This window comes from Sorangium sp. So ce145, assembly GCF_051525985.1.
Taxonomy (GTDB): Bacteria; Myxococcota_A; Polyangia; order Polyangiales; family Polyangiaceae; genus Sorangium; species Sorangium cellulosum_B.
Genome location: NZ_CP150315.1, coordinates 8,193,082 through 8,219,629 on the forward strand (window position 1 = coordinate 8,193,082; position 26,548 = coordinate 8,219,629).

Below are 26,548 nucleotides of genomic sequence, written 5' to 3' on the forward strand. Positions count from 1 at the left end.
GCGGGATCAGCGTGCGGAGATCGGCACGGCCGCGAACTGGACGAGCTTCCCGCGCCGCACCTTGAGGAGGGCGACGGACCCGTCCTTGAGCTTGGCGATGGCCGCCCGGAGACCGGCGACGTCCTTCACCGGGGCGCCGTTCACCTCGAGGATCACGTCGCCCACCTCGATCTCCTGGACCTTGCTGCCCGAGGCGAACCCGTCGACCCGCACGCCGCCGCCCGGGGCCTCGGAGACCTGGATGCCGAGCTTCTCGGCGCTCAGCTGGCGCTCGGGCCGGGCGCCCTGGCTCGGCCGCGCGCGGCCCGCCGCGTCGCCCTCCTCGTCCTGGAGCGCGTCCAGCTTGGCCACGACCTGTTGCTGCTTCTGGGCGCGCACCAGCGTCACCGCGATCTCCGAGCCGGGCGCGTTGCGCGCCACGTTGCGCCGCAGCTCCTCGGCGTGGTGGATGGGGACGCCGTTCACGTTCACGATCACGTCGCCCGGCTTGATGCCGGCGCGCGCGGCCGCGCCGCCCGGCTCGACCTCGGCGACGAGCGCGCCCCGAGGCCCGTCGAGCTGGAGCGCCGCGGCGAGATCGCGCGTGACGGGCTGGAACAGGAGGCCGAGCTTGCCGCGCTCGACGAAGCCCTTCTCGCGGAGCTGCGGGAGCACGTCCTTCAGCGCGTCGATCGGGATCGCGAAGCCGATCCCGTTCGCGCCCGCCCGGATCGCGGTGTTGATGCCCACGACCTCGCCCCGCCAGTTGAACAGCGGGCCGCCGCTGTTGCCCGGGTTGATCGACGCGTCGGTCTGGATGAAGTCGTCGTACGGCCCCGCGCCGATCGCGCGCGCCTTCGCGCTGACGATGCCGAGCGTGACCGTGTGGCCGAGCCCGAAGGGGTTGCCGACCGCGAGCACGTGCTCGCCGACCCGCAGCTGCTCGCTCGCCCCGAGCGGCGCCACAGGCAGGCCGGTCGCGCCCTTCAGGCGGAGGAGCGCGAGATCGAGCTTGGGATCGCGGCCGACGACCTCGGCCTCGAACTCCCGCTCGTCGGCGAGCCGCACGCGGACGCCGGACGCGTCGTGGATGACGTGCTCGTTCGTCACGACGTAGCCGCTCGGGTCGATGATGAAGCCGGTCCCGAGCGCCGTCTGCGTCGGCTGCTGGCCCCGCGGGTTGAGCCGTCCGCCGCCTTGCGGACCGAAGAAGAACTGGAAGGGGTCGAGCCCTTCGGGCCCCTTGACCTCATGCGTCGTCGTGATGTTGACGACCATCGGCTTGACCCGCTCCGACAGGGCGGCGACATCGAAGGTGGCCGGCACCGGCGCCGTCGTCGGCGGGAGCGTCACGGTCGCGACCGGCGGCGCCGCGGCCTGCGGCGAGGCGGCGGCCTGGGTGGAAGGAGGCGTGGCGTGGGCCTGTTGACCGCAACCGCCGATGGCCATCGCCGCCGCCGTGAGCAGCGCGAGGGCCGAAGCGCGAGGGCGAGAGGAAACCGCTTGAATCATGAAATCTCCGTCGGGCAGTCGAAGGGTCCCGTCTTGCCATCGACGAACATGGGACCGACTGCGTTCATTCCGCCGCACCAATAACGCCGCAGCCTCGGCTGACAAGAGCGCTCTCCTCGGTCCGCGCGAGCGGGCGCCGCGCCTGCCTGCCCGTCCATGGCGGGACGCGCGGCACGCGCGGCACGCAGCCGCGCGGCGGCGTCCGTCGAGATTTGAGCCGCGCGCTCGGCAAGGCTGCTAGGGTGCGCGCTCCTGGAGGCGAGCGATGGCGAGCGATGAGGGTCTGCTGCGAGGGCGCAAGATCGGGTTTCTTGGCGGCGGAAACATGGCCGAGGCGCTCATCCGCGGCCTCGTCCAGGGGGGCGCCGTGGGCGCGGAGCAGATCCGCGCGAGCGATCTCAAGAGCGAGCGGCTCTCCTTTCTCCGCGGGCGCTACGGCATCGAGACCACCGAGGACAACGAGGCGCTCTGCCGGTGGGCCGACGTCCTCGTCATCGCCGTCAAGCCGCAGATCGTCGATCGCATCCTCGCCCCCATCTCGTCGGGGCTCGGCCGCTCGGACGTCGTGATCTCGGTGGCGGCCGGCGTGCCGATCGACGCCATCGAGGCGCGCCTGCCCGAGGGAGCGCGCGTCATCCGCAGCATGCCGAACACCGCGGCGATCGCGCTCGCCGGCGCCACGGCGATCGCCGCCGGCAGCCACGCCACGAGCGAGGACGTCGAGATCGCGCGGACCCTGTTCCAGGCGGTCGGCCGCGTCGTCGTGCTCGACGAGTCGCTGCTCGACGCGGTGACCGGCCTGTCGGGCAGCGGCCCCGCCTACGTCATGCTGATGATCGAGGCGCTCGCGGACGGCGGCGTGAAGGTCGGCCTCGGCCGGGACGCGGCGCTGCTGCTCGCGGCGCAGACGGTGTACGGCGCCGCCAAGCTCCAGCTCGAGACCGGCGAGCACCCCGGCCGCCTGAAGGACATGGTGACGAGCCCCGGCGGCACGGCCATCGCGGGGCTCCACACGCTGGAGGCAGGCGGCCTCCGCCGCACCTTGATCGACGCGGTCGAGGCGGCGTCCAACCGCTCGGCCGAGCTTGGCGCCCAGATGGCGCAGAAGCTCCGCCGCACCTGAACCTGACGAGGAGCGGCGCTGTCCCCGAGCGCTGAACACGAGCGCTGACCACGAGCGCTGACCACGAGCAGGAGAGCAGCTGCGCCACGCGCGGTGTCACCGCCGGAGCTTGTCCTTGAACGTACAGGGCACGACGCTCCATGGCCTGCAGTCGCGCAGCCCGTTCTCCGACCTCAGGTGTTGGCGTTCGGCCGGCTCTTGACTATGTTCGCCGCGTCGCAGCGGGACAGGCGATCGCCGGCGGACGGGGAAACCCGGCCGCGGGAGGAAAGTCCGAGCTCCGCAGGGCAGGGTGCCGGGTAACGCCCGGTGAGAGCGATCTCGAGGAAAGTGCAACAGAGAACAGACCGCCGCGCCGCGCGCTTCGCAAGGGCAACGAGCCTCCAGCCCGGATGGGCTGGGCTCCGAGCCTCCGCTGGCTCGCCGCGCGGCAAGGGTGAAACGGCGGGGTAAGAGCCCACCGCGCCCTTGGCAACAAGGGCGGCACGGCAAACCCCACCTGGAGCAAGGCCGCGTAGGGAGGCGTCTGCGACGGCGACAGCCGCCGCGGCAAGGGCTGCCCGCCCCAGGCCTCCGGGTTGGCTGCTTGAGGCGCGTGGCGACGCGCGTCCTAGAGGAATGATCGCCGGCGCGAGGGGGGCGACTCCCCGCGCAACAGAACTCGGCTTACGTCTCCTGCGACCACGAAGCTCCGCCCCGGCGGGGCTTCGTGCTTTTGTGCTCGCCTGCCGCTCACCTGTGGCAAGTCGCTACGCTGCCAGCGGCTGGAGGCGGTCGCGCAGCTTCTTCTTGGCGCGCGCCTCGAGCTGCCGGGCCCGCTCGCGCGACACGCCCAGGCGACGCCCGATCTCGGCGAGTGACAGCTCCTCCTCGGGATCCGCCATCATCCGGGTCTCGACGATGTACCGCTCGCGCGGGTCCAGGTTCTCCACCGCCTGCGTCAGCCGCTCCCGGAGCAGGGCGCCCTCCTCGGCGCGCGAGAAGCGCTCCTCCTGGTCCTGATCGTCCGCGGGCAGCGTGTCGACCAGCGACCGGGCGCCGTCCTCGAACACCTTCGTGTCGAGCGAGACGTCCCGGGCCTCCAGCCGGTGAGCCATCTCCAGCACCTTCTCCGCGGGCGCGCCGAACTTCTCGGCGAGCAGCCGATCCCCCTCCTCCCCCTCGCCCACGAGGCCCGCGATGCGCGCCCGCTCTCGCCGCAACCGGAAGAACATCTTCGAGCGGAGCGGGCCCGAGCCCACGCCGACCAGGCTCCAGGAGTGGATGACGTGGTTCAGGATGTACGCCCGGATCCAGTAGGCCGCGTAGGTCACGAAGCGGTTTCCGCGGTCCGGGTCGTACTTGCGGATCGCGTGGACGATCCCGAAGTTCCCCTCGGCGATGAGGTCGGCGAGCGGGATCCCGTAACGGCGGTAGCTGATCGCTATCGAGACAACATGCCTCAGGTTTGCGAGCGCGAGCGCGGCTGCGGCCTGCTCGTCGCCGTGGTCCCGCCACCGTCGAGCGAGCTCGACTTCTTCCTCGCGCGACAGCTCCGGGATCTGCCGAACATGCGTGATGTAGCGCGAAACCGCGCTGGCCTGATCTCGGGACGTTTGCACAGGGTTTCCTTCGAGGTCCGAAGACCCCGGTTCGATTGGTGAGGCCGGCCGACGCCGGGCCCCGTCTCCTGCTGTCGAGGTCGGCCGGGGCCGGGCCTCGATCGCGTTGATCGCTCCGCCGGCACTTGCCGCCGGAGTGGTTGGTTCGAGATTCCGAAGAGAGCAGCCCACCCAGGCTGCGATGCAGCTGGCATGCCGCCCCGGGCGGGCAGCTTGTACACCATGGCTGCGAAGCGCTGGCGCACGCGCCTCAGGCGCGCCCGAGCGAGGGACGAGCCAAACCGAAGGCGCTAGAGAGCCAGGAAGGCCGCGATGCTCCGGGCAGACGCGCTCACGCGGCCCGTGTGCATCTCGCGTAGGCCGCTCGGGAGACGAGCGGCGCGAGCCAGAACGGAAGCGACGCCCGCGAAGAGGGCGGGCGCCCGATCCGACGGAACTGACGGAACTGACGGAATCGGACGGAGATCAGACGGAGAACGAGGAGCCGCAGCCGCAGGTGCTCTTCACCGACGGGTTGCTGAACTTGAAGCCCGAGCCGTGGAGGCCTTCCACGTAATCAATTTCCGTGCCATCGAGGTACTGGAAGCTCAACGGGTCGATGTAGAGCTTGATTCCCCTGTCCTCGAACTCCTCGTCGAACTCCGTCGGCTTGTCCTCGAAGTACAGGTCGTACGAGAAGCCGGCGCACCCACCGCCCACGACGCGCAGGCGCAACCCCTGCCCCAGCAGCTCCTCCGCTGTCGCGATCTCCATCACCTTCTCGGCTGCCTTCTGCGTGATCGTGATCATCCTGGAATCTCCTCTGCGTGCTTTGTCGGCGGGGGACGGCAGGTCCTGTCTCTGACGGGGCGCTCGCCCCGCCGGAAGGCGAACCGTGCGGTGAGCCCGGCCGGCCGTGCCCTGGGGTGGGGTGCTCAGGGCTCGCCAAAGATACGCACCTTCAGCGATGTCCGCCAGTGCCTCAGCCGGAGCCGCGTCAGGCGGCGCCCTGGCCGCCCCTTCGTCCAGGGATGACCGCCAGCGCGCCGTTCGCCCCGCGCGCCCAGCCGCCAGTGCGCGCCCAGACGCGTCCACCCGGCCGCTCATCCAGCAGCATGGCACTGCGTCCACGGATGAGCCCGCGGCAGGGACCGCCGCCATCGCCCGCTCGCAGGCGAGGCTTGACGCCGGCAGGCAGGCCCGGCAGGTTACAATCCGTTAATCCGGATTGAGAGATTAAATATGAGCAGAGCCATGAACGGAAGCGAACGCCCCGCGCGCCTCGAGGAGCTCCTCGAACGCCGGATCCTGTGCCTCGACGGCGCGATGGGCACGATGATCCAGCGCTACCGCCTGGGCGAGGCCGACTACCGCGGCGAGCGCTTCCGCGATCACGCGATCGACCTCAAGGGCAACAGCGATCTCCTCGTGCTGACGCGGCCGGACGTCATCTCCGAGATCCACGGAGCGTACCTCGACGCCGGCGCCGACATCATCGAGACGAACACCTTCACGGGCACCTCGATCGCCCAGGCCGACTACCGGCTCGAGTCGCTCGCCTACGAGATCAACCTGACCGCGGCCCAGATCGCCCGGAAGGCGGCCGACGCGTGGACGGCGCGCACGCCCGGCAAGCCGCGCTTCGTCGCGGGCGCGATGGGGCCGACGCCGAAGACGCTGTCGATCTCGCCGAGCGTGAGCGACCCGTCGTTCCGCGCCGTCGGCTTCGACGAGCTGCGGCGGGCGTTCGCGGAGCAGGTGCGCGGGCTCGTCGACGGGGGGGTCGACGTGATCCTCGCGGAGACGTTCCTCGACACGCTGAACATGAAGGCGTGCCTCGTCGCGATGGAGGAGGTCTTCGCGGAGAGGGGGCGGCGCCTGCCGATCCTGCTCAGCGTGACGATCACCGACAGGAGCGGCAGGACGCTCTCCGGCCAGACGATCGACGCCTTCTGGACGAGCGTGGAGCACGCGAGCCCGCTCAGCGTGGGCCTCAACTGCGCCCTCGGCGCGAGCGACATGCGGCCGTACCTCGTGGATCTCGCGAAGCTCGCCCGGGCGCGGGTGAGCTGCTACCCGAACGCGGGCCTCCCCAACGCGTTCGGCGAGTACGACGAGCTCCCGGAGACGACGTCGCGGCTGCTCGCGGAGTTCGCGGAGAGCGGGCTCGTGAACATCGTCGGCGGCTGCTGCGGGACGACGCCGGATCACATCCGCGCGATCGTCCGGGCGACGGCGGATCTGCGGCCGCGGCCCGTGCCCGTGGAGCGCGACGGCTTCGGGCGCTTCGCCGGCCTGGAGACGCTCGTCATCCGCCCCGAAACGAACTTCCTGATGATCGGCGAGCGGACCAACGTGACCGGCTCGGCCCGGTTCATGGAGCTCATCAAGAAGGGCGACTTCACGACCGCGCTGGAGGTGGCGCTCGATCAGGTGCGCGGCGGGGCGAACCTCCTCGACGTGAACATGGACGAGGGCATGCTCGACTCCGAGCAGGCGATGACGACCTTCCTGAACCTCGTCGCCACCGAGCCCGAGATCGCCCGCATCCCGATCATGGTCGACAGCTCGAGGTGGTCGGTCATCGAGGCGGGGCTCAAGTGCATCCAGGGCAAGGGGATCGTCAACTCGATAAGCCTCAAGGAGGGGCCCGAGGACTTCCTCGAGAAGGCGCGCGCCGTGCGGCGCTACGGGGCGGGGGTCGTGGTGATGGCCTTCGACGAGATCGGCCAGGCCGAGTCGGTGGAGCGCAAGGTCGCGATCTGCCAGCGCGCGTACAGGCTGCTCACCGAGGAGGCGGGCTTCGATCCGCAGGACATCGTCTTCGACCCGAACATCCTCGCGATCGCGACCGGCATCGAGGAGCACTGCGATTTCGCGAAGAATTTCATCGAGGCGACGCGGATCATCAAGGCGACCTGCCCGGGGGCGCGCGTGAGCGGCGGCGTGTCGAACCTGTCGTTCTCGTTCCGCGGGAACAACGTCGTCCGCGAGGCGATGCACTCGGCCTTCTTGTTCCACGCGATCCGGGCCGGAATGGACATGGGCATCGTGAACGCGGGGCAGCTCGCGGTCTACGAGGACATCCCGAGGGACCTGCTCGAGCGGGTGGAGGACGTCCTCTTCAACCGGCGCCCGGACGCGACCGAGCGGCTCGTCGAGCTCGCCGAGCAGGTGAAGGGCAAGGGCAAGAAGAAGGAGCTCGACCTCGCCTGGCGCGACGGCCCGGTCGAGGAGCGGCTCTCGCACGCGCTCGTGAAGGGGCTCGTCGACTTCATCGAGGCGGACGTGGAGGAGGCGCGGAGGAAGTACGACAAGCCGCTCTCCATCATCGAGGGGCCGCTGATGGACGGGATGAAGACCGTCGGCGAGCTGTTCGGCGCCGGGAAGATGTTCCTGCCGCAGGTGGTGAAGAGCGCCCGCGTGATGAAGCGTGCCGTCGCGCACCTGCTGCCGTTCATGGAGGCCGAAAAGGCCGCCGGGGGCTCGTCGTCGCAGGGGAAGATCGTGATGGCGACCGTGAAGGGCGACGTGCACGACATCGGCAAGAACATCGTGGGCGTGGTGCTCGGGTGCAACAACTACGAGGTGATCGACCTCGGCGTGATGGTGCACCAGGACAGGATCCTGGAGGCGGCGCTGCGCGAGGAGGCCGACATGATCGGGCTGAGCGGCCTCATCACGCCGTCGCTCGACGAGATGGTCAGCGTGGCGCGCGAGATGGAGCGGCGCGGGATCCGGCTGCCGCTGCTCATCGGCGGGGCGACGACGAGCCGGCAGCACACGGCGGTGAAGATCGCGCCGGAGTTCAGCGGGACGGTGGTGCACGTGCTCGACGCGTCGCGGGCCGTGGGCGTTGTGTCGAGCCTGCTCGATCGGGCGAACCGGCCGGCCTTCGACGCGCAGAACCGGGAGGAGCAGGCCCGGCTGCGCGAGCTCTTCGCGAGGAAGCGGGCGAAGCCGCTCGTGACGCTCGCCGCGGCGGACGGGGGGCGGCTCGAGATCGCGTGGCGGCCCGAGGACATCGCGAGGCCGTCGTTCACGGGGCGCCGCGTGGTGGAGGTGCCGCTCTCGGAGATCGCGAGGTACATCGACTGGACGTTCTTCTTCACCGCGTGGGAGCTCAGGGGGCCGTTCCCGCAGATCCTGGAGCACCCGCAGTACGGCGAGGCGGCGCGCGAGCTGTTCGATCACGCGCAGAAGGTGCTGCAGCGGATCATCGAGGGTCGCCTGCTCGAGGCGCGGGGCGTCTACGGCTTCTGGCCGGCGAGCGGCGAGCAGCGGGACATCGTGCTCTACGCGGACGAGGCGAGGGAGCGGGAGCTCGTCCGGTTCAACATGCTGCGCCAGCAGCAGGTGAAGGGGCGGGGCGGCGCCGAGGAGGACGGAGACGGCGGCGACAGGGCCGCGGGCGGGGCGAGGCCGCACCTGTCGCTGGCCGACTTCGTGGCGCCGCGGGAGCGCGGGCTCGCCGATCACGTCGGCGCGTTCGCGGTGACGGCGGGGCTCGGGCTCGACGAGATCGTGCGCGCGTACGAGAAGGACAAGGACGACTACAGCGCGATCATCGCGAAGGCGCTGGCGGACCGGCTCGCGGAGGCGTTCGCCGAGCTGCTCCACGAGCGCGCGCGCAAGGACTGGGGGTACGGCGCGGGAGAGGCGCTGACGAGCGAGGAGCTCATCGAGGAGAAGTACCGGGGGATCCGGCCGGCGTTCGGGTACCCGGCGTGCCCGGATCACACCGAGAAGCGCAAGCTGTTCGCGCTGCTCGACGCGCCGTCGGTCGGCATCGAGCTGACGGAGAGCTGCGCGATGACGCCGGCGGCGAGCGTCAGCGGCATCTACCTGGCGCACCCGAAGGCGCGGTATTTCATGGTGGGGCGCCTCGGCAGGGATCAGGTCGCGGACTACGCGAAGCGCAAGGGGATGACGGTCGAGGAGGTGGAACGGTGGCTGTCGCCGAACCTGGGGTATGACCCGAAGGCGGCTGTCGAGGAGGAGAGCGCCGTCGTGGCGGCGTGACGACGGGTGGAAGCGGCGATGAGCCCAGGGCGCGCGTCCTAGCCCAGGGACGGCGTCCGAGCGCGGCAGCGATCCAAAGCGGCCCGGGCGACGAACGTTGTGATAACAAGTTCCCCATGTCCGAAGCCGACTGGTTTGCGCTGAACCGCGCCGCCTGGAACGCGCGCACCCGCGTGCACGTGGCCTCGAAATTCTACGATCTGGACTCGTTCCGGGCCGGCGCGAGCTCTCTCAAGCCGATCGAGCTCGAGCAGGTCGGCGATGTGCGCGGAAAGACGCTCCTCCACCTGCAATGCCATTTCGGGCAGGACACGCTCTCCTGGGCGCGGCTGGGCGCCCGCGTCACGGGGTTGGACCTCTCCGACGAGGCCATCACGGCGGCGCGCGGGCTGGCGAAGGAGCTCTCGGTGGACGCGCGCTTCGTCGAGGCCAACGTCTACGACGCCCCCGCGGCCCTCGGCGGCGAGACGTTCGATATCGTCTTCACCTCGTACGGCGTCCTCGGGTGGCTCCCGGACATGACGCGCTGGGCGCGCGCGGCCGCGGCGTGCCTGAAGCCCGGGGGCGTCCTGCACCTCGTCGAGTTCCACCCTCTCGTGTGGACCTTCGACAATGCATTCGAGCAGATCACCTATGCCTACGATGGACACGGGGAGCCGATCGTCACCGAGGAGACAGGCACGTACGCCGACAGGAGCGCGCCCGTGGTGCTGAAGGAGGTCGGCTTCAACCACGGGATCGGGACGGTGGTGTCGGCGCTCCTCGACGCGGGCCTCACGCTGGAGCGCCTGCGCGAGCTCGACTGGTCGCCCTACGACATCTTTCCGGACATGGTGGAAGGACCGCCAGGGCAGTTCCGCATGAAGAAGTTCGAGCGCCGACTGCCGCTCGTCTATGCGCTCGCGGCGCGGCGGCGCCCCTGAGCCCGTAGCGCACGACGCTGCGCCCCGCTCGAAGAGCGGCCGCCTTCAGGCGGCGATCGCGTTCAGCGGGCTCGTCCGGCCGAGGCCGCCGTAGAGGTCCTGGACGCGGCCGAGCCACACGAGGAGGGGATCGTCGGCTTTGAGGAAGGGGGCGGTGGCGATCGACCCCACCCAGAGCAGCAAGCCCGCGACGATGTAGTCCGCATAGCCAGGGTTCGCCCCCGCGAGGAACGGCGCGCCGCCCTTGAGCGTGAGCCGGACCGAATCGAAGCCGGCTCGCGCCGCGTCGAGCCGCTCCGCGCGCCCGCTGGCCAGCTCCTCCAGCGTGGAGCCGAGCAGCTTCTCCCGGGTCTGCCGGAAGTAGGCGCGATCTCGCTCGTGGGCGTGGTCGTGGATGTCCTTCACATAACTCATCAGAAGCGACCTGCCGGCGCTCACGAACAGGCTGGCCTCGACGAAGCGACAGAGCTCGCGCTCGGCCGGCGAGGCGAAGAGGGGTGGCCGGTCGGGATACGCCTTGTCGAGGTGGTCCGCGATCGCCCAGGAGTCGGAGACGGTCTTTCCGCCATCGTCGATGATCGGCACGGTCTTGTGCGCGCCGCCCTCGATCGCGGGGATGTCCGTGAGCCCGATCGGCACGGTGTCGAACGGGAGGCCCTTGTGGGCCAGCGCGTACTTGATCCGCCAGCAGAAGGGGCTCGGCCGGCGGTCGTCCCGCACCTGGAGATCGTAGAGTCGGATCGCTGTCATGGCGGCGGCCATCTTCCGGTCGAGCTGCGCGCCGCGGCAAGCCCCTCGCACGGTCAGGGCGCCGTCGCTCCCCCGGCAGCGGCCGTCACTTGCCGTCACTTGCCGTCACTTGCCGTCACTTGCCGTCATTTGCACAGGACCCGCTCGTCCAGCGGGAGGCGCGGGCTGCGCTCCTGGCGCGCGAAGCTGTCGGGCGACCGCAGCACGTCGCCGAGGCGCGCGTCGGCCAGCGCCACGAGCGCGGCAGGCGCGGCGGGCAGCGGGCCGTCGCACGGGATGGGCTGCACCATCGCGTAGACCGTCGGTCCGCGCTGGAGGAGGCTCTCGTACAGCGCGTGGCCGAAGACGAGCGCCGCGGCCTCGCCCCGCTGCACGGCGTCCCGCACCTCGCCGGCGCAGCGCTCCAGATCGGAGGCATCGCCGAGGAGGGGCGCCTCGCGCGCGTTGTTGTAGAGCAGCAGGAGCCCGCCCTCGTCGAGGAGCGCGAGCCCGTCCAGCTCGCGCGTGCGCGCCGGAGGGAGCGCCTCCGCGCCTGGATGGAGGCGCGCGGCGATCGCCCGGTGCTGGCGCGCGTGGAGCTCCGCCTTGGCGCGCGGGAAGGCGCCCCACACCAGCATGTTGAGGAAGTCGTGCCAGTTCCTCGGACGCGTCGGCACGCAGCCCTCGACGTGGATGCGCGCGTCGTAGAGCGCCGAGGGGTCGACGGGCCCGCGCCGCCCGCGCCGGCGAGGCCGCGGCTTTTGCTCCGCAAAGCGCACGGGGAACCCCTCGCCGAGCGCCCGGTTGTAGTCCTCGACCGGCGGCCAGCCGGCGCACCCCGCGAACGCCTCGGCCAGGGGGCGGATGGGCCAGTAGAGCCGGCTCTTCTCGTGGAAGAGCGGCTCCCAGGGAACGGGGGTGCTCCCTGGCGCGCCGCTCGGGTGCGGCGCAGCTCGGCCGGCGGCGCTCACGCGGCGCAGCGTAGGAGCAGCGCGGCGAGAGCTCAAGCCGCGCGCAAGGCGGCGCCGGGGCGCGCTGATCGCGAGGCGGCGGCCACACGCCGGGACCAGGGCCGCCGTCCGCCCAGCAGGCCCGCAGTCGACCGAGCGCACAGAGCGGGCCAGCAAGGCGCCGGTATCCCGAGACTCCCTGTTTCAACTCACCCAGCTTCCCTGGATATCCATGCTCGCCCTCATGCAGCCATCACGCAACGAGAGATCGCGCCAAGCCTGGAGTGATGGCCGTTCGCCAAGGACGTCGCCGCAGCGGATCCGCCCCCACGCCCGCCGCCCGCGTGTCATCCTGAGATAACGAGATGGCTCGCCTCGAGGACCGCCTGCCGGAGAACGCCCCCGGCGATTACTTCGTCGACAGGTCGTGCATCGACTGCGACGTATGCCGCCAGCTCGCTCCCTCGGTGTTCGCGCGCGCGCCCGCCGTCGAGCAGAGCGTCGTCGCTCGCCAGCCCGGGACGCCGGACGAGCACCTCCGCGCGGCCATGGCGCTTGTGGCGTGTCCGACCGCCTCCATCGGCACCTCCGCACCGGCGCCGGGGATGGCCGCCGCGACCTTCTCCTTCCCCGAGCCGCTCGACGAGGATGTCCATTATTGCGGCTATACCTCGTCGTCCTCCTTTGGCGCGGCGAGCTACCTCATCGTGCGACCCGAGGGCAACGTGCTCGTCGACTCGCCCCGCGCCGCCAGGCCGCTCATGAAGCGCATCCGCGAGCTCGGCGGCGTCCGGACCCTGGTGCTCACCCACCGCGACGACGTCGCCGATCACCGGATCTTCCGCGACAACTTCGGGTGCGATCGCGTGATCCACGAGGACGACATCGACGACGGAACAGCGCTCGCCGAGGTGAAGATCAAGGGGCTCGACCCCGTGGCCCTCGCGCCCGATCTCACGTTGATCCCCGTCCCGGGCCACACGCGGGGCAGCGTCGCGCTCCTCTTCCGGGACCGATACCTCTTCACCGGGGACCATCTGTTCTTCTCCGGCGAGCTCGGGCGGCTCGACGCGTCGCGCGACGTCTGCTGGTATTCCTGGGCGGAGCAGATCCGCTCGATGGAGCGCCTCCTCCAGCACCGGTTCACGTGGGTCCTGCCCGGCCACCTCCGCCGGTACCGCGCCCCTTCCGAGGACGCCATGCGCGCCGAGCTCGCCGAGCTCATCGATCGCATGAAGAGGGCGTGACGCGCGGACAGGCCCACGCGCGCCTCGACGTGCGCGGGCATGCGCGCTTCGGCGAGCGGTCCGCCTCGGTCCGCGGGGCGCCGTGGTACGATCGCGTCCCTGATGACGCCGGACCTCATCGTTCGCGGGTTGCGGGTGGTCACCGGGGGCGCCGTGCGGCCAGCCTCGGTGCACATCCAGGGCGGCACCATCGTCTCCGTCGCCGGCTACGACGAGCTGCCGGAGGGCTGCCCCGTCGTGGACGCTCAAGGCGCGGTGGTGATGCCCGGGCTGGTCGATGCGCACGTGCACATCAACGAGCCCGGGCGGACCGAATGGGAGGGCTTCGAGACGGCGACGCGCGCCGCGGCCGCGGGCGGCGTCACGTCGCTCGTCGACATGCCCCTCAACAGCATCCCGCCGACGACCACGGTCGCGCACCTCGAGAAGAAGGCGCGCGCGGCGGAGGGCCGGTGCCTCGTCGACGTGGGCTTCTGGGGCGGCGCCGTCCCGGGCAACGCGGGAGAGCTGGTCCCGCTGCTCGAGGCCGGCGCGCTCGGCTTCAAGTGCTTCATGGTCGACTCGGGCGTGGCGGAGTTCGGCCACGTCGCCGAGGCGGACCTCAGGGCGGCCCTCGAGGTGCTCGCGGGCACGGGCGCGCCGCTGCTCGTCCACGCCGAGCTCCCCGGCCCCATCGACGCGGCGCGCGCGGCGATCGCCGGCCTGGATCCGCGCACGTACGCCGCCTACCTGCGCTCGCGCCCGCGAGAGGCGGAGGACCAGGCGATCGCCCTGCTCGCGTCGCTCTGCCAGGCGACGGGCGCTGCGGCGCACGTGGTCCACCTCTCGTCGGCCACGGCGCTCGACATCCTGCGGCGGGCGCGCGACGGCGGCGCCGCGCTGTCCGCCGAGACGACGCCGCACTACCTGCACTTCGCCGCCGAGGAGATCCCGGACGGCGCGACGCCCTTCAAGTGCGCTCCGCCGATCCGGGAGCGGCAGAACCGCGAGGAGCTCTGGGCCGCGCTCGCGGGCGGCCTCATCGATCTCGTCGTCTCCGATCACTCCCCGTGCACCCCCGAGCTCAAGCGGCTCGAAGCCGGCGACTTCGACGCCGCCTGGGGCGGGATCTCGAGCCTGCAGCTCGGCCTGTCGATCGTCTGGACCGACGCCCGCCGCCGGGGCATCCCGCTCGAGCGGCTCGCGGACTGGCTGTGCCGCGGGCCCGCGAGGCTCGCCGGATTGCGCCGCAAGGGGGAGATCGCGCGCGGGTTCGACGCCGATCTGGTGATCTGGGATCCCGACGCGAGCTTCCGGGTCGAGCCGCCGATCCTCCAGCACCGGCACAAGGTGACGCCCTACGCCGGGGAGGAGCTCCACGGCGTCGTGGAGGCCACCTACCTCCGCGGCGAGAAGGTCCATGAGCGCGGGAGCTTCCCCGCGGAGGCGAGAGGGCGATGGCTGAAGCGAGAGGGGTGACGGGGCCGGCGTTCGCGGAGGCGCTCGATCTGGCCTCGGAGCGCCTGGGCGGCGCGGTGCTCGCGGCGAACGACGAGTTCTTCGCGCCGAAGGAGAACCTGCTCAAGGCAGGGAAAGCGGTGTTCCTCGAGCACGAGTACACCGATCGCGGGAAGTGGATGGATGGCTGGGAGACGCGCCGGCGCCGGACTCCCGGGTTCGACTGGTGCCTCGTCCGGCTGGGGCTGCCAGGGATCCTCCGCGGGGTCATCGTCGATACGGCGTTCTTCCGGGGCAATTACCCCGAGCACTGCTCCATCGAGGCGTGCGCGGCGCGGCCCGACGCGCGGGTCGAGGACTTGCTCGACCCACGGACACACTGGGTCGAGATCCTGCCGCGCTCGCCGCTGGCCGGCGACTCGCAGAACGCGTTCGAGCTGACCAGCTCTTCGCGGTTCACGCACCTCCGCCTGAACATCTACCCGGACGGCGGCGTGGCGCGGCTCCGGGTGCACGGCGACGCCCTCCCCGACGTCCGCCGGCAGGGCCGCCCAGGCGCGGAGATCGACCTCGCGGCCGCGGAGAATGGCGGGCGCGTGCTCTCGTGCAGCGACATGTTCTTCGGGGTGCGCCACAACCTCATCATGCCCGGCCGGGCGGCGAACATGGGAGACGGCTGGGAGACGCGGCGCCGGAGGGGGCCCGGGTACGACTGGGCGCTCGTGGCGCTCGCGGCTCAAGGCGAGATCGCGCGGATCGAGGTCGACACGAACCACTTCAAGGGCAATTACCCCGACAGCTGCATGATCGAGGGGATCGACGCGGCGGGGCGCTCCGCGGCGGAGCTCGCCGGCGCGGGCGAGTGGCGGGAGATCGTGCCGCGGACGAAGCTCCAGGCGCACACGCGTCATCTCTTCGAGGAAGATCTCCGCGCGACGGGGCCGTTCACGCATGTGCGCCTGAACATCTATCCTGACGGCGGCGTGAGCCGGCTCCGGATCTTCGGCGAGGCGACCCGGAGCGGGGCGGCCGAGCAGCGGCTCCGATGGCTCAACGCGCTCACGGAGCCGGAGGCCGAGGCGGAGCTCCGCGTGGCGTGCGGCTCGCCGGCGTGGGCGTCGCAGGTGGCGGCGGCGCGGCCGTTCCGCGACGAGGAGCACCTCTCCGCTGCGGCGGCGCAGGCCTTTGCGCGGCTCGCGCCGGAGGACTGGCTCGAGGCGTTCCGCGCGCACCCCCGCATCGGAGAGACCAGGCCGCAGGCGGAGGCCGCGGAGGCGAGCGCGACGGCGAGGCGCTTCTCCAGCCAGGAACAGGCGGGGATGAGCGCCGCGGCGGTGGATACGCGGGAGGCGCTCGCGCGCTTGAACCGCGCCTATGACGAGAAGTTCGGGTTCATCTACATCGTCTGCGCCACAGGGAAGAGCGCGGACGAGATGCTGGAGGCGCTGCGCGCGCGGCTCGAGCACACGCAGGAGCAGGAGCTGCCCATCGCCGCGGACGAGCAGCGGAAGATCACGGCGATCCGGCTGAAGAAGCTCCTGTGGGGCGGATAGAGCCCCGGGGCGCGGCCCCCGAAGAGGGAGCGCGTCGGGCGGGTGAGCGCCGGCGCGTCGGGTGTCCGGGTGATCGGGTGTCCGAGCGTGGGGCGCTCAGCGCGAGAGCTGTCCTCGCAGCGCGCCGTCGGGGAAATCGGCGGTGCGCACGGCGACGTAATACCTCTCCGGATCTCCGAGCAACGCGCTGAGATCGTCGCGGGCCGCGCTCACGCAGCCGCTGGAGCTGCCGCCGGTCGGCGGCATCAGCGTGATGATCCCGCGGCCCGCGCGGCCGGCGGAGCCCTCGTGGATGCGCGCTGCGGTCGCCGGCGCGATGCCGGCCACCGCGAGGTCGAAGCAGACCTCACCGCGCTCGAGATCGAGCGTGACGCGCGCCATGCCGCTCCCCTTCGGGTCGCCGGGGCCGGGCACTTCGTCTTGCCCCGTGAGCGCCGCCGTGAGCGAGCGGACCGGGCGCTCAGGCAACGCCGCGCGCGCCAGCGCCGTCGCGAGGAGGACGGCGCCCAGCGCGAGCATCGTGAGGTGTTGCATGTCTCCCTCCTGCACATCACGGGATGTGCGATTCGAGGGCTCCACGAAGAGCAAAGACGACGCCGCCCACGCGCCGCGAGCCGCCCCGCACGTCGGTCGATCGCGGGGGCGGCGAGGAGGCCGCGACGGACACGGCGACTCGCCCCGATCGCCGAGGCGCGCTGGAGAGGGAGAGAGGCGGACAGCGGACCCGGATCGGCGCACGACGCGGGGAATCGGCGTCGCCTGCGCGATGTGGCGAGGCGGCCCGTGCTCCGCACGGGCGGACAGGCCGCGGGCGCGGCCAGAGCCACGGTGGAGGCATCCGCATGAGCGCGCCCGGTCCGTCGCGGGCGGGGGCTCAGGGTTGACGACGAGTCCGCCTTCTGCCAGGAGACGGACGCGCGCGAGGCGCGCGGAGAGCACGGCGGAGGCACACGATGAGCACAGAGATCTCGAAGACCGACAACGACGACTGGACCATGCCCAAGCTCATCGCGCTCGCGTTCACGACGCTCCTCGTGGCCTTCTCGGTCATCTACCTCATCTCTCCCTGAACGGCGCGCGTTCGCCCGTTCCCCGGCGCGCGCCGGCCCCACGAAGGGCGGCGTGCGCTACGGCTTCCTGGCGCAGCGCACGCCGAGCGCGTCCGTCACATCGGTCGGGTCCCAGCCGGTCCGCAAGCGAGCGGAGAGGTCCTCCGGTCTAGGCTGCCACCAGCTACCGCCACGGATCACCCGCGCGGAGCCGCGCTCGACGTTCGCGCAATCTCGGCACGGCTGGGGGTAGGTCCCCTCGAAGTCCAGGGTCCACTCCCACACGTTCCCCGCGAGGTCGGCCTGCCCCCACCGGCCATCACCCCTCGGCGATTTCGATCCGACGACGGCGCTGCCCGTCATGTCGAACACGGCGTAGGTCGAGTTCGGAAACGCGTTGCCCCACGGATACGCCCGCTGCTCGCTCCCGCCAGCCGACGCGTAGTCCCACTCCGCCTCTGTCGGGAGCCGCCCGCCGTCCCAGGCGCAGAAGGCGAACGCGACGAACCAGCTGACGCAGCTGATCGGCTTGAGCTCGTTCCCGCCCGCGTCGTCGGTCCACGAGTGCAATCCCGGGTTGCACTTCAAGTCGTCCCTCAACGCCGCCTGGCTCGCGGGAAGACGGGAGTCCCACGCAGCGTCCCAGCCGCTCCGCAGGATCGCCGGGTGAGCTCCAGCGCCGGCCGCGGGTCGGCTCGCGGGATAGGCCTCGACGAACTTGCGGAACCGTCCGACGGTGACCTCGTAGCGATCCAGGCGCAGGTCGCTCACCTCCGCCGGAGACGCCGCGTCGTTGCTCCGGTCGTACCGGCCACCCGGAACGCGCGGGCTCGCGCAGCAGGGCTGGTTCCGCTCCGGCCCGCAGGTCTCGCCCGCCCCGGTCTCGCCCAGGCGGCAGCTCGGCGGCAGGATGCACCGGCCCGCGCCGCACCACCCAGCGCAACCGGCAAGACCCCACCGCCCGTCGCTGCCGCAGACCTCGATGAGATCACCGGCGCACCGCGCCTCGTCGGGAGAGCACTCGACAGGGGTCCCCCCGCCCCCGCCTGTGTCACCGCCGCCGGCCGCTGCGCCGCCGGCCTCGCCGCCACCCGTCGCGCCACCACCCGTCGCGCCACCGCCAGTCGCCTCGCCGCCGGTCGCACCGCCGCCGGTCGCACCGCCCCCCGTCGCGCTGCTGCCAGCCCCGCCGCCGCCAGCCCCGCCGCCACCGACCGCCGTGCCCGACCCACCACCTGCTCCGCCGCCAGCGGTGCCAGCGCCGCCGTCGCCATCGACGAAGCTCCGCACCCTCTGCTCGCAGCCCGGCCCGAGCGTGGCCATTGCGACGGCCAGCCAGCCAGCCCCGCGCAAGCGATCCCGAGCTTCACCCGAACGAATCCGTAGAGCGCCCACCGTTCACCCTCACAGTCGCCCACCGACGGGCACCCACCATCGTATCATGTGGGACACCTCCTTCACCCCGCCCGGCCGTCGACCTCGCGGCGCCTCCGGGCGCACCGCGGACGGCAGCGCGCGTCGCGCTCCCCGCGCGGGACGGCGCTCTCGCGGCTGCGCGCTCAGCTGCCTCGGTACGTGGTGTAGCCGTGAGGGCTGAGCAGCAGCGGGACGTGGTGGTGCTGCGCCGGGTCCCGGATCTCGAAGAGGATCGACACCGTGGGATAGAAGCTCTCGCATCCGAGCGCCGCGTAATAGGCGCCTGTGTGGAAGGTGAGACGGTAGCGGCCCTGGAGGGGCCGTTCGCCGGGCGGCAGCAGCCCCTTCTGCCGGCCGTCGCCGTCGGTCGTGCCCCGTCCGACCTCCCGGTAGCCGCCGTCGTCGCCGACCTCCAGCACCACCAGCACGCCGCTCGCCGGGCAGCCCCGTGACGTGTCCAGCACGTGCGTCGTGATCGCGCTCATCGGTCCTCCTCGCCGCTCGGGCCCTCCGCGAACCGGGCCATTCCGGTGCTCTCCTATCACGCGCTCCGGCGCGCCACGATGGCCTGAAAGGATCGGCCCCTGAGCTCGTCCGGCGTGAGGCCGGTCCTCTCCGCCGCCTCGCCCTCCGTCATCGCCCCCGCGCCGATCGCGCGCAGGAAGAAGCCCAGGAGCCCCTGCCCCGTCGCGGCGTCGTCGAACACCGTCCCGGCGACGGTCGCCTGGGCGGCCCGCTCGACGAAGCTCCGCAGCCGCGCGGCGGCCGCATCGACGCCCTCCAGGAAGAACGCGTACGTGGCGGCGTAGCGGACCGGCAGCTCCGCGGGGTGGAGGTCCCAGCCCTGGTAGTAGCCGCCCTCGAGCGCGCGGCGAACCTGACCGTACTTCAGCCGCCACGCGCCCACAACGGCGCGACGGTTCTCCTCGCTCTGCTGCGGCGTGAGCGGCGCGCCGCCGGGGCGCGCGCGGTGCGGGCCGACGGGCAGGAGGTTGCTCGCGCCGTCGGAGAGCCAGAGCCCCGAGCCGGCCAGCGCGACCTGCATCACGTGCCGCGCGAAGTCGCACGCCGGGTGGGCGAGGTGCTGATGGGCGGCCGTGATCTCGCAGCTCGCGGTGTAGTCATAGGCCCCGAAATGCGCCGCCACGCACCGCCCGCGGGCCGCCTCGACCAGCCCGGGCAGCGCGATCTCCCCGCGCGGGCCGAGGATCGACGCCGGCGTCTCGACCATCAGCTCGATCCGGATCGAGCCGGCCGGCAGCCGCAGCGCGCCCTCGAGCGCGTCGAGGGCGTCGGCCAGGGCGGCGACCTGCTCGGGCGCGACCACCTTCGGCAGCGTCACCGCGAAGGCGGGCGGGAGCGCGCCGCCCGACGCGGCGACGAGCGCCGAGAAAAAGACGTCGAGCGTCCTCAGGCTCCGCTCGGCGCACCCGTCGCCGAGCGGCTTGATCCTGATCCCGAGGAACGGCGGCAGGCTGCGCGCGGCCATGCCGAGGGCGACCTCGCGCGCGGCGGCGGCGGCGTGCGCGTCCTCCTCGTTTCCGGGGCGCACGCCGTAACCGTCCTCGAAATCGATGCGCAGGTCCTCCACGGGCTCGCGGCGGAGCTTGTCGAGCACGCGCGCGTGCACCGCGTGCGCGTGCCGCGCAGCCCCGGAGGCGCCCTCGGCCGCGCCTCCGCCCGCCTCGATCGCGGCCGCGAGCGCGAGGGCGTCGGCGCGCCCCTCCGGGAGCCCCTCGGCCCCCGGCAGGCCGATGGCCCGCGCGAGGGCGACGAAGTCGGGCGCGTGCTCCTCGACGGCGCGGAGGGCCACCGCCCCGAGCTTCCGGGCCGTGTCGGCCTTGAACAGGTGGGCGCCGCCGTAGACGGTGTGGACCGGCTGGCGCGCGCCCGTGTGGTCGAAGACAGAACGCCCGCTGCGGAGGCGCGAGAGCGCGCCGCGCAGGGCTTCGGAGGAGAGGCTCGTCTGGAACATGGTGTGCCTTCAGCGGGTAGGGCGCACACGAGATGCCGCCTGACTCGGCACGTCAAGTGGCGCTCGCGCGCCTCGCGAGGAGGCGCCATGCTGCGACCCGCGCCGCTCGAGCGAGCGCGAGGAGCGCCGCGCGCGGCGGCGGCGCTGCGCGCGCAACGGCGGCACCGGCGCCGCCGTTGCGCGCGCAGCGCTCGGGGTGTATCCGTCGTTGGAGGACTTGAATCGATGATGAGACGCCGAGACTTTCTTCGCGCCACCCTGGTGACCGCTGGTGCGGTGGTCGTGCCGACTGCCTGCTCCGATGATGGTGAAGCCACCGGCGCATGCGACGTGCACGAGGATGACGCGTTCTTCCCGCAGTCGGTGGCCTCCGGCGATCCGCGGCACGATAGCGTCGTGCTGTGGACCCGGCTCATCGATAGCAAGCAGCCGCAGTCGGATCTCAACCTGGCGCTCGTGGTCGCGCTCGACGAGGGGTTCACGCAGCTCGTGGTGCTCACACCGAGCTCCGACAACGTGGCCACGGCGGGATCGGGCAGCACGCAGCTCCGCGTGACCGCCCGGGCGGAGTCCGATCACTGCGTCAAGGTCAAGGTGAACGGCCTGAGCCCCGGCACCACGTACTATTACCGCTTCTACTACATGACAGGAGAAGGCTGCGTCAGCTCGCGCGTCGGGCGGACGCGGACGGCGCCCGCGCCGGACGCGGACGTGCCGGTGCGCTTCGCCTTCGTGTCCGGCCAGGACTACATCGGTCGTTACTACAACGCTTATGTGGCCCTGGCGAAAGAGGAGCTCGACTTCGTCGTCCACCTCGGGGGCTACATCTACGAGACGACCGGGAACCCGAGCCTCCAGGCGCCCCCGGGGCAGCGCGGCATCTCCTTCTCCGACGTGGACGGCGCCATCACCTTCCAGCCGGCGGAGGGCGCGGCCTACCACGCCGCCAAGTCGCTGAGCAATTACCGGGAGCTCTACAAGGCGTACCGGTCCGACCGGGCGCTGCAGAGGGTCCACGAGCTCTTTCCCATGATCGCTGTCTGGGGCGATCACGAGTTCTCCGACGATTGCCACGGCGCGACGTCGACCTACCTGGACGGCCGAGAGCCGGAGACGGACGAGTACCGGCGCAAGGCGGCGAACCAGGCCTGGTTCGAGTACATGCCGGCCGAATATCCGAATGATCCGAAGGGCGACGAGTTCCGCTACGACAGCGCGGTCGAGTACCCGGACGACATCACCATCTACCGGGACTTCCCGTTCGGGAAGCACGTCCACCTCGTGATGACGGATCTCCGCTCCTACCGCGCGGATCACCTGATCCCGGAGGACGCCTTCCCGGGGAAGGTCATCGTTCAGCAGCCGGAGCTCCTGGAGCTCGGGGAGAGCTCGACCAGCTTGCTGCCCTATACGAGCCGCTACATCCCGGACATCAACGGCGACAACTGGGATACCTACGAGACGGCCCTGGAGGATGCTGCGGACCTGTTCGACTTCGACCCGCTGCTCGGGTTCGCTCAGAACGAGTCGCCGCGCCCCATCAGCGCCAGCGTCGTCAACGAGATCGTCGCGAAGCTGAACGAGCAGAGGCCAGAGGCCGAGCCGGTGCCCCTCATCAGCGCAACCGAGATGAGCTTCATGGACGTCGGGTTCGCCTACGCCGATCTCGGAAAGACGGACTATTACAGCGCATTCGGGTCGCGTTACCTCGTCGTCAAGGAATCCTTCGACCCGATCTCGAGGATCGCTGTCGAGGCCGACGCGACGCGCGGGGTCGTCATGGGAGACGCGCAGAGAGCGTGGTTCAAGAAGACGATGGAGGAGTCCCGGAGCACCTGGAAGATATGGGGGAACGAATACCCCCTTTCACAGCTCGTCCTCGCCCACACCACAGAGCCCGCGGAGCCCGAGCAGGAGCCGCTCACCCGGCACTTCTACCTGAGCTGTGACGGCTGGGACGGCTTCCGCAAGGAACGGGACGAGCTCATCGAGATGCTCGCCACGGTCGAGGGCAACGTGGTGTCGATCACCGGGGATCTCGGCGCCTTCCTCGCAGGGACGGCCGCTGTGGAGGGCGCCACGGCCAAGATCGTGGAGTTCGGCGGCGCCGCGATCTCGTCGGCCACGTGCCGCTCGGTGCTGACGAAGCAGCTGGCGAGCCATCCGACGCTGAAAGACGTCCTGGAGGCGGAGGACCTCGACATCGACGACAGCATGCAGAAGGCCAATCCGTACCTCGCCTTCAGCAACGCCACGAGCAACGGGTTCTGTATCGTCGAGGCGAACGCCGACGAGCTCGTCGTGAGCATGCACATGATCCCCGAAGAAGCGCTCGCCGCTCCCCTGTACGACGAGGCCGGCGCGGCGGCGCTCGACGAACAGATCACGATCGCGCGGTACAAGACGAGGGCGGCCGAGTCCGAGCTGTACTGGGAGGACGGGGGCACCTGGAAGCAGTGGATCCCGGACACCGCGAGCTAGGGCGCAGGATCCATCGGCCGATCTGGGCGGTCGGCGCTGCCGGCCAGTTCGGACGTCGGCACACGGCGCTGGGCGCGAGCGACGGCGGCGCTAGCGCGCCAGCATCACCACGGTGCCGTCACGGCAGGCGATCGCCATCCGCTCCTCGCCGGCAGGGATGACGGCGACCGGCGCGGAGCAGGCGCGCTCGGCCGCGATGGAGACATTGCCGTCCGCCTCGACGACGCCGGCGCGTCCGCCCGCGCGCACGAAGCCGACGCGGCCGGTGCGATCGATCACCACCGGCGGGCTCGGCTTCGCGTCCACCGGGCCGAAGAAGCCGGAGAGCCCGCCGTCGGCCGGTGGGGACCCAGGAGGCCTGTCGATCGCGACCCGGAACGCCAGGTCGCCCGACGCGTTGACCCCGAGGAGCAGCCCGGTCGTCGACAGGACCACGGCCAGGCCCCCGGCGCCGATGGCGGGCGGCCCGTCGAGCGCGCTGAAGGCCGCGCCGGCGCGGACCCCGGCGGTCCCTGTCGGCAGATCCAGCGCGACCAGGCGGCGGGCGTCGACGACCGCGAGCAGCGTGCGGGCGTCGGCGAGGGCAGCGCCGCGGCGAGGCACACCGCCGAGAGAGCCGAGCCGCCTCGGCGCGCCGGGCGGACGCCAGGTCAGCACCGCGCCCGACTCGGTGGTCACGAGCGTGCCTTCAGGGCCCGCGAGCAAGGCGCCCGTCGCGCGATCCGCGATCTCGGCGCGGGCGCGCACGGTCCCGTCCGCGGCGAGCTCGACAAGGGAGCGCCCCAGGGCCGCCACGAGCCCGCCGTCGTCGAGCGCGAGGGGCGTCACGTCGGCGTCGCGCCCCCGGAGGCCGAGGGGGACGGCGAAGCGCACGCTCCCCGCAGGCGTGAGCCCGACGGCGACGCCGGACGAGGTGATCAGCGCGAGGGTGCCGTCGCTCGTGAGCACGGCGGGCGCGAGCGGCGCGCTGTCGCCGATGCGCACGCGCCAGCGCTCCCGGCCGTCCGCGCCGAGCTTGACGACCTCGGGGACCGTCAGCGTGAGGAGGAGATCGCCCGCGGCGTCCGCGAGCGGCGCGGCGTCGATCCCGCCGCGGAGCTGCTTTCGCCACGCCTCGCGCGCCGGGAAGGGCAGCCGCGCGGCGGAGCGGCCCGTGCGGCGCGCGTCGAGCCGCTCGCTCGGGGCGAAGCCGCGGGGCGCGCCGACCACGATCGTGTGCGGCCGGCTCGTGTCGACCGCGTCGGCGAAGGCGAGCGGCGCCGCGGCGGAGAGCAGGAGCGCGGCAGCGGCGAGGCCGGCTGTCCGGGCGCGACGCGGCCTTCGCGGGCCGGGCGCCGTGGCGCGCGCGGCGCTCATCGGCCGCCCTTCACGGTGAACTCGACCTGCACCTCGGGGATCTCGGCGCCGCCCGGCGCGACGAACGGCGGCGCGACGCTGCCGTAAGCGGTGAGGATGTCCCCGCGCTGGGCAGGGTTGTCGGCGCCATGGACGAGGCGGACCTTGCACGCCTCCGGAGAGCGCGGCGCGGCGCCCGCGCTCGCGGCGGCCGCGCCGCCCTCCTTGCAGCCGGACGCGGGCGGGATCGAGAGCAGGATCAGCGTCGCGTATCCCTGCCGGCGCACCTCGAGGACCTCGCCGGTCAGCGCGATCGGCTTGCCGATGGAGTCCTTCCCGCCGGCGGCGAGCTCGGCGTACCCGATCGGGCCGCGGCCGGCGAACTCCTTCGCGGCGGTGTCGAGCCGGTCGACGCGGCGCACCGCGAGCTTCGCGATGCGCGGCGCCATCCCCTGCATCTTCGCGCGCACCTCGAACTGGGTCGCGCCCACGGACGAGACGTTCATCACGTGCGCGAAGGTGCCGTCGGGGCGAACCGCGATCGGGTGCGCGCCGGCGAAGATCTGCGCGCCGCGGGCCGTGCGCCCGGCGAGCACGAAGCTCTCCTTGTCGATGACGACGCTCGGGCCGGGCGACTCGACGGTGAGCGGGACGATGCCGACCGCGACGCTCACCATGCCCTGCTCGCGCGGGCCGTCGGGCGGCGTGACGGTGTACGGCACCTGCCGGCTCAGCGTCTTCGTCTCGTCCGAGGGCCCCGCGACCGCGTCGGTGACGTCGATCGACTCGATGGCCCGGCCGCTCGTCAGCGCGACCTCCTTGCCGTCGAGGGTCACCTGCGTGCCCTTGCTCGCCTCGACCACGACCTGGATCGAGGGCCGCTCTCCTTGCAGCGTGCCGAGGTCGGGCCGGATCCGGTAGGCGACGTGGATGGAGACGCCGACCGTCTCGTCGCGCCCGCTGCCGGGGCGGTCGATGGCGACCTTCATCCGGTTTTCGCCGACGGAGAGCGGGCTCGCGAGCGGGATCTGCGCGACGCGGCCGGCGGTGGTCGCGCGCCCCTCGCCGATGGAGACCGCGGTGCCGTCCGGACAGCTTTCGCACCGGAGCTCGATGACCTCGCGGCCCCCGGCGTCGGCGCGGGCGCGCGCGGTCACCGGGGGCGCGCTCGGCCAGAGGAGCGCGAACAGGACCGCGCCGAGGGCGAGTACGCCGCCCGCGACGACGACGGCGACGGCCCGGCGCGACGTGCGCGGGCGCCTCTCGCCCTTCGGCGGCGGGAGCCGCTGCTTCAGGCGATGGGGGCGCATGAGCGCCGGGTTCTGCAGCGGAGGGGCGCGGAAGCGCGCCGGCGCGATCGTGGCGCCGAGCTCTCCGGCCGGCTGGTAGCGCGCGTCGAGCTCGGGGTCGGGCTCGGGGTCGGCCGGGGCGCCGGGCGCGAGCGGCGCGATGCCCGGCCGGGCGACGCCGACCAGCGTCCGCGACACGGCGGGCAGCGGCACCGGAGCGCGCGGCGCCGCGAGGCCCGGGGCGATCGGCACGGTGTGGTCGAGGCGCAGCTCTCCCGGCGCTGCATGGAGCGGCGCGGCCGGCGCGGCGTGGAGCGGCGCGGCCGGCGCGGCCGGCGCGGCCGGCGCGGCGTGGAGCGGTGAGCCCGACGCCGCATGGAGCGGCGCGGCCGGCGCGGCGTGCGCGGCGTGCGCGTCCAGGCGCGCTCCCGGGGCCACGGAAGCCGGGGTCCCGACAACGAGCGTGCCCCCGGCCAGGCGCGGATCGGCCTGCGCCGGCGCCGGCGCCGCCCCGAAGATCGCGGCGGGCATGCCGACGATCGTGCGCGAGGCGGCGGCCGGCCCGCCGGCCATGGGCGGCAGCGCGGCCTGGCCGGGGCCCGCGCCGCCCGGTGCGGCGGGGGCGGACGGCGTCTGTCGGAGCAGGTCGGGGAGCGTGACGCCGACCATGGTGCGGGCCGCGGGCTTCATGCCGTAGTAGCCGGCCGCTCCGCCCGGCGGCGCGAGCGCGGCGCCGCAGTGCGGGCACGCGATCGAGCCCTCGGGTACGGGTCTCCCGCAGTGCGGGCAGTGCATGGCGCCATGGTAGCGAGGAACCGCGGCGCGGTCAGGCTCCGGGCGCTGCGGCCGGCGCGCGGCACCTCCCCGGCGGCCGGAAATGCCGGTAAAATGTGCGAGAGGCGCGCGAGGACGCCCCCCCGGCGCCGCAGCGGGCGCACAGCGCAACAG

Annotated in this window: 18 protein-coding genes and 1 other RNA gene; 8 read left to right on the top strand and 11 right to left on the bottom strand. The window is 72.4% G+C overall.

Annotated features, from left to right (window positions below):
- Window positions 1-6 precede the first annotated feature (6 nt).
- On the bottom strand, window positions 7-1,491 hold the full coding sequence (locus WMF34_RS30180) for a Do family serine endopeptidase (protein WP_437989966.1): 1,485 nt from the start codon (window positions 1,489-1,491) through the stop codon (window positions 7-9).
- Between the two features lie 265 nt (window positions 1,492-1,756).
- Here WMF34_RS30180 and proC point away from each other — a divergent pair, with 265 nt between their 5' ends.
- Both proC and rnpB read left to right on the top strand, forming a co-directional pair.
- Window positions 1,757-2,614 carry a pyrroline-5-carboxylate reductase gene (gene proC / locus WMF34_RS30185; protein WP_437989967.1) on the top strand — a complete coding sequence of 286 codons (858 nt, stop codon included), beginning with the start codon at window positions 1,757-1,759 and terminating at the stop codon, window positions 2,612-2,614.
- 218 nt (window positions 2,615-2,832) lie between these two features.
- Window positions 2,833-3,297, top strand: an RNA gene (rnpB, locus tag WMF34_RS30190) — RNase P RNA component class A.
- A 66-nt stretch (window positions 3,298-3,363) separates the two neighbouring features.
- On the opposite strand, the gene WMF34_RS30195 is transcribed toward rnpB, so the two are convergent.
- Window positions 3,364-4,215 carry a sigma-70 family RNA polymerase sigma factor gene (locus tag WMF34_RS30195; protein ID WP_012238497.1) on the bottom strand — a complete coding sequence of 284 codons (852 nt, stop codon included), beginning with the start codon at window positions 4,213-4,215 and terminating at the stop codon, window positions 3,364-3,366.
- Window positions 4,216-4,680: 465 nt separating this feature from the next.
- Window positions 4,681-5,004, bottom strand: coding sequence for an iron-sulfur cluster insertion protein ErpA (gene erpA, locus WMF34_RS30200; protein WP_012238498.1), 324 nt, complete (start codon window positions 5,002-5,004; stop codon window positions 4,681-4,683).
- A 444-nt stretch (window positions 5,005-5,448) separates the two neighbouring features.
- On the opposite strand from erpA, the gene metH reads away from it, so the two are divergent.
- Both metH and WMF34_RS30210 read left to right on the top strand, forming a co-directional pair.
- Window positions 5,449-9,216 carry a methionine synthase gene (gene metH / locus WMF34_RS30205; RefSeq protein WP_437989968.1) on the top strand — a complete coding sequence of 1,256 codons (3,768 nt, stop codon included), beginning with the start codon at window positions 5,449-5,451 and terminating at the stop codon, window positions 9,214-9,216.
- Between the two features lie 116 nt (window positions 9,217-9,332).
- The gene (locus WMF34_RS30210) at window positions 9,333-10,139 is read left to right on the top strand and encodes a class I SAM-dependent methyltransferase (protein ID WP_437989969.1); all 807 of its coding nucleotides are present in this window, start codon (window positions 9,333-9,335) and stop codon (window positions 10,137-10,139) included.
- 45 nt (window positions 10,140-10,184) lie between these two features.
- Here the strand turns inward: WMF34_RS30210 and WMF34_RS30215 are convergent, their stop codons facing one another.
- Together WMF34_RS30215 and WMF34_RS30220 are read right to left on the bottom strand one after the other, a co-directional pair.
- Entirely contained in the window at window positions 10,185-10,889 is a 705-nt protein-coding gene (locus WMF34_RS30215; RefSeq protein WP_437989970.1) for a glutathione S-transferase family protein, read from the bottom strand.
- A gap of 125 nt (window positions 10,890-11,014) precedes the next feature.
- Window positions 11,015-11,839, bottom strand: coding sequence for a DUF3025 domain-containing protein (locus tag WMF34_RS30220; protein WP_437989971.1), 825 nt, complete (start codon window positions 11,837-11,839; stop codon window positions 11,015-11,017).
- A gap of 344 nt (window positions 11,840-12,183) precedes the next feature.
- On the opposite strand from WMF34_RS30220, the gene WMF34_RS30225 reads away from it, so the two are divergent.
- The 3 genes from WMF34_RS30225 (at window position 12,184) to WMF34_RS30235 (ending at window position 16,055) form a co-directional block, all read left to right on the top strand.
- A complete protein-coding gene (locus WMF34_RS30225) occupies window positions 12,184-13,065 on the top strand; it encodes an MBL fold metallo-hydrolase (RefSeq protein WP_437989972.1) in 882 nt (293 codons plus the stop codon).
- 102 nt (window positions 13,066-13,167) lie between these two features.
- A complete protein-coding gene (allB, locus tag WMF34_RS30230; RefSeq protein ID WP_437989973.1) occupies window positions 13,168-14,523 on the top strand; it encodes an allantoinase AllB in 1,356 nt (451 codons plus the stop codon).
- A complete protein-coding gene (locus WMF34_RS30235; protein ID WP_437989974.1) occupies window positions 14,502-16,055 on the top strand; it encodes an allantoicase in 1,554 nt (517 codons plus the stop codon). The genes allB and WMF34_RS30235 overlap by 22 nt, the downstream gene beginning before the upstream one ends.
- A 96-nt stretch (window positions 16,056-16,151) precedes the next feature.
- Here WMF34_RS30235 and WMF34_RS30240 read toward each other — a convergent pair whose 3' ends face one another.
- The 4 genes from WMF34_RS30240 to WMF34_RS30255 all read right to left on the bottom strand — a co-directional run bounded on the left by WMF34_RS30240 (window position 16,152) and on the right by WMF34_RS30255 (window position 20,495).
- On the bottom strand, window positions 16,152-16,589 hold the full coding sequence (locus WMF34_RS30240) for a CHRD domain-containing protein (RefSeq protein ID WP_437989975.1): 438 nt from the start codon (window positions 16,587-16,589) through the stop codon (window positions 16,152-16,154).
- A gap of 593 nt (window positions 16,590-17,182) precedes the next feature.
- Window positions 17,183-18,427, bottom strand: coding sequence for a formylglycine-generating enzyme family protein (locus WMF34_RS30245; RefSeq protein ID WP_437989976.1), 1,245 nt, complete (start codon window positions 18,425-18,427; stop codon window positions 17,183-17,185).
- A 236-nt stretch (window positions 18,428-18,663) separates the two neighbouring features.
- The gene (gene uraH / locus WMF34_RS30250) at window positions 18,664-19,005 is read right to left on the bottom strand and encodes a hydroxyisourate hydrolase (RefSeq protein ID WP_012238509.1); all 342 of its coding nucleotides are present in this window, start codon (window positions 19,003-19,005) and stop codon (window positions 18,664-18,666) included.
- A gap of 56 nt (window positions 19,006-19,061) precedes the next feature.
- Window positions 19,062-20,495, bottom strand: a complete 1,434-nt coding sequence (locus WMF34_RS30255) for a DUF6986 family protein (protein ID WP_437989977.1) — start codon at window positions 20,493-20,495, stop codon at window positions 19,062-19,064.
- A gap of 225 nt (window positions 20,496-20,720) precedes the next feature.
- Here WMF34_RS30255 and WMF34_RS30260 point away from each other — a divergent pair, with 225 nt between their 5' ends.
- On the top strand, window positions 20,721-22,976 hold the full coding sequence (locus WMF34_RS30260; RefSeq protein ID WP_437989978.1) for an alkaline phosphatase D family protein: 2,256 nt from the start codon (window positions 20,721-20,723) through the stop codon (window positions 22,974-22,976).
- A 90-nt stretch (window positions 22,977-23,066) separates the two neighbouring features.
- On the opposite strand, the gene WMF34_RS30265 is transcribed toward WMF34_RS30260, so the two are convergent.
- Together WMF34_RS30265 and WMF34_RS30270 are read right to left on the bottom strand one after the other, a co-directional pair.
- Window positions 23,067-24,332: a hypothetical protein gene (locus tag WMF34_RS30265; protein WP_437989979.1), complete on the bottom strand. Its 1,266-nt coding sequence runs from the start codon at window positions 24,330-24,332 to the stop codon at window positions 23,067-23,069.
- Complete coding sequence (locus WMF34_RS30270; RefSeq protein ID WP_437989980.1) at window positions 24,329-26,395, bottom strand: zinc-ribbon domain-containing protein; 2,067 nt, start codon at window positions 26,393-26,395, stop codon at window positions 24,329-24,331. Before WMF34_RS30270 ends, WMF34_RS30265 begins: the two co-directional genes overlap by 4 nt.
- Between the last annotated feature and the right edge of the window lie 153 nt (window positions 26,396-26,548).

Bases quoted from the DNA above. Each gene is read 5' to 3' on its own strand.
- WMF34_RS30235 (WP_437989974.1), top strand. From the start codon at position 14,502: ATGGCTGAAGCGAGAGGGGTGACGGGGCCGGCGTTCGCGGAGGCGCTC.
- proC (WP_437989967.1), top strand. From the start codon at position 1,757: ATGGCGAGCGATGAGGGTCTGCTGCGAGGGCGCAAGATCGGGTTTCTT.
- WMF34_RS30245 (WP_437989976.1), bottom strand. From the start codon at position 18,427: ATGGCCACGCTCGGGCCGGGCTGCGAGCAGAGGGTGCGGAGCTTCGTC.
- allB (WP_437989973.1), top strand. From the start codon at position 13,168: ATGACGCCGGACCTCATCGTTCGCGGGTTGCGGGTGGTCACCGGGGGC.
- erpA (WP_012238498.1), bottom strand. From the start codon at position 5,004: ATGATCACGATCACGCAGAAGGCAGCCGAGAAGGTGATGGAGATCGCG.
- WMF34_RS30180 (WP_437989966.1), bottom strand. From the start codon at position 1,491: ATGATTCAAGCGGTTTCCTCTCGCCCTCGCGCTTCGGCCCTCGCGCTG.
- WMF34_RS30255 (WP_437989977.1), bottom strand. From the start codon at position 20,495: ATGTTCCAGACGAGCCTCTCCTCCGAAGCCCTGCGCGGCGCGCTCTCG.
- WMF34_RS30240 (WP_437989975.1), bottom strand. From the start codon at position 16,589: ATGCAACACCTCACGATGCTCGCGCTGGGCGCCGTCCTCCTCGCGACG.
- uraH (WP_012238509.1), bottom strand. From the start codon at position 19,005: ATGAGCGCGATCACGACGCACGTGCTGGACACGTCACGGGGCTGCCCG.
- WMF34_RS30215 (WP_437989970.1), bottom strand. From the start codon at position 10,889: ATGACAGCGATCCGACTCTACGATCTCCAGGTGCGGGACGACCGCCGG.
- metH (WP_437989968.1), top strand. From the start codon at position 5,449: ATGAACGGAAGCGAACGCCCCGCGCGCCTCGAGGAGCTCCTCGAACGC.
- WMF34_RS30260 (WP_437989978.1), top strand. From the start codon at position 20,721: ATGATGAGACGCCGAGACTTTCTTCGCGCCACCCTGGTGACCGCTGGT.
- WMF34_RS30225 (WP_437989972.1), top strand. From the start codon at position 12,184: ATGGCTCGCCTCGAGGACCGCCTGCCGGAGAACGCCCCCGGCGATTAC.
- WMF34_RS30270 (WP_437989980.1), bottom strand. From the start codon at position 26,395: ATGCACTGCCCGCACTGCGGGAGACCCGTACCCGAGGGCTCGATCGCG.
- WMF34_RS30265 (WP_437989979.1), bottom strand. From the start codon at position 24,332: ATGAGCGCCGCGCGCGCCACGGCGCCCGGCCCGCGAAGGCCGCGTCGC.
- WMF34_RS30210 (WP_437989969.1), top strand. From the start codon at position 9,333: ATGTCCGAAGCCGACTGGTTTGCGCTGAACCGCGCCGCCTGGAACGCG.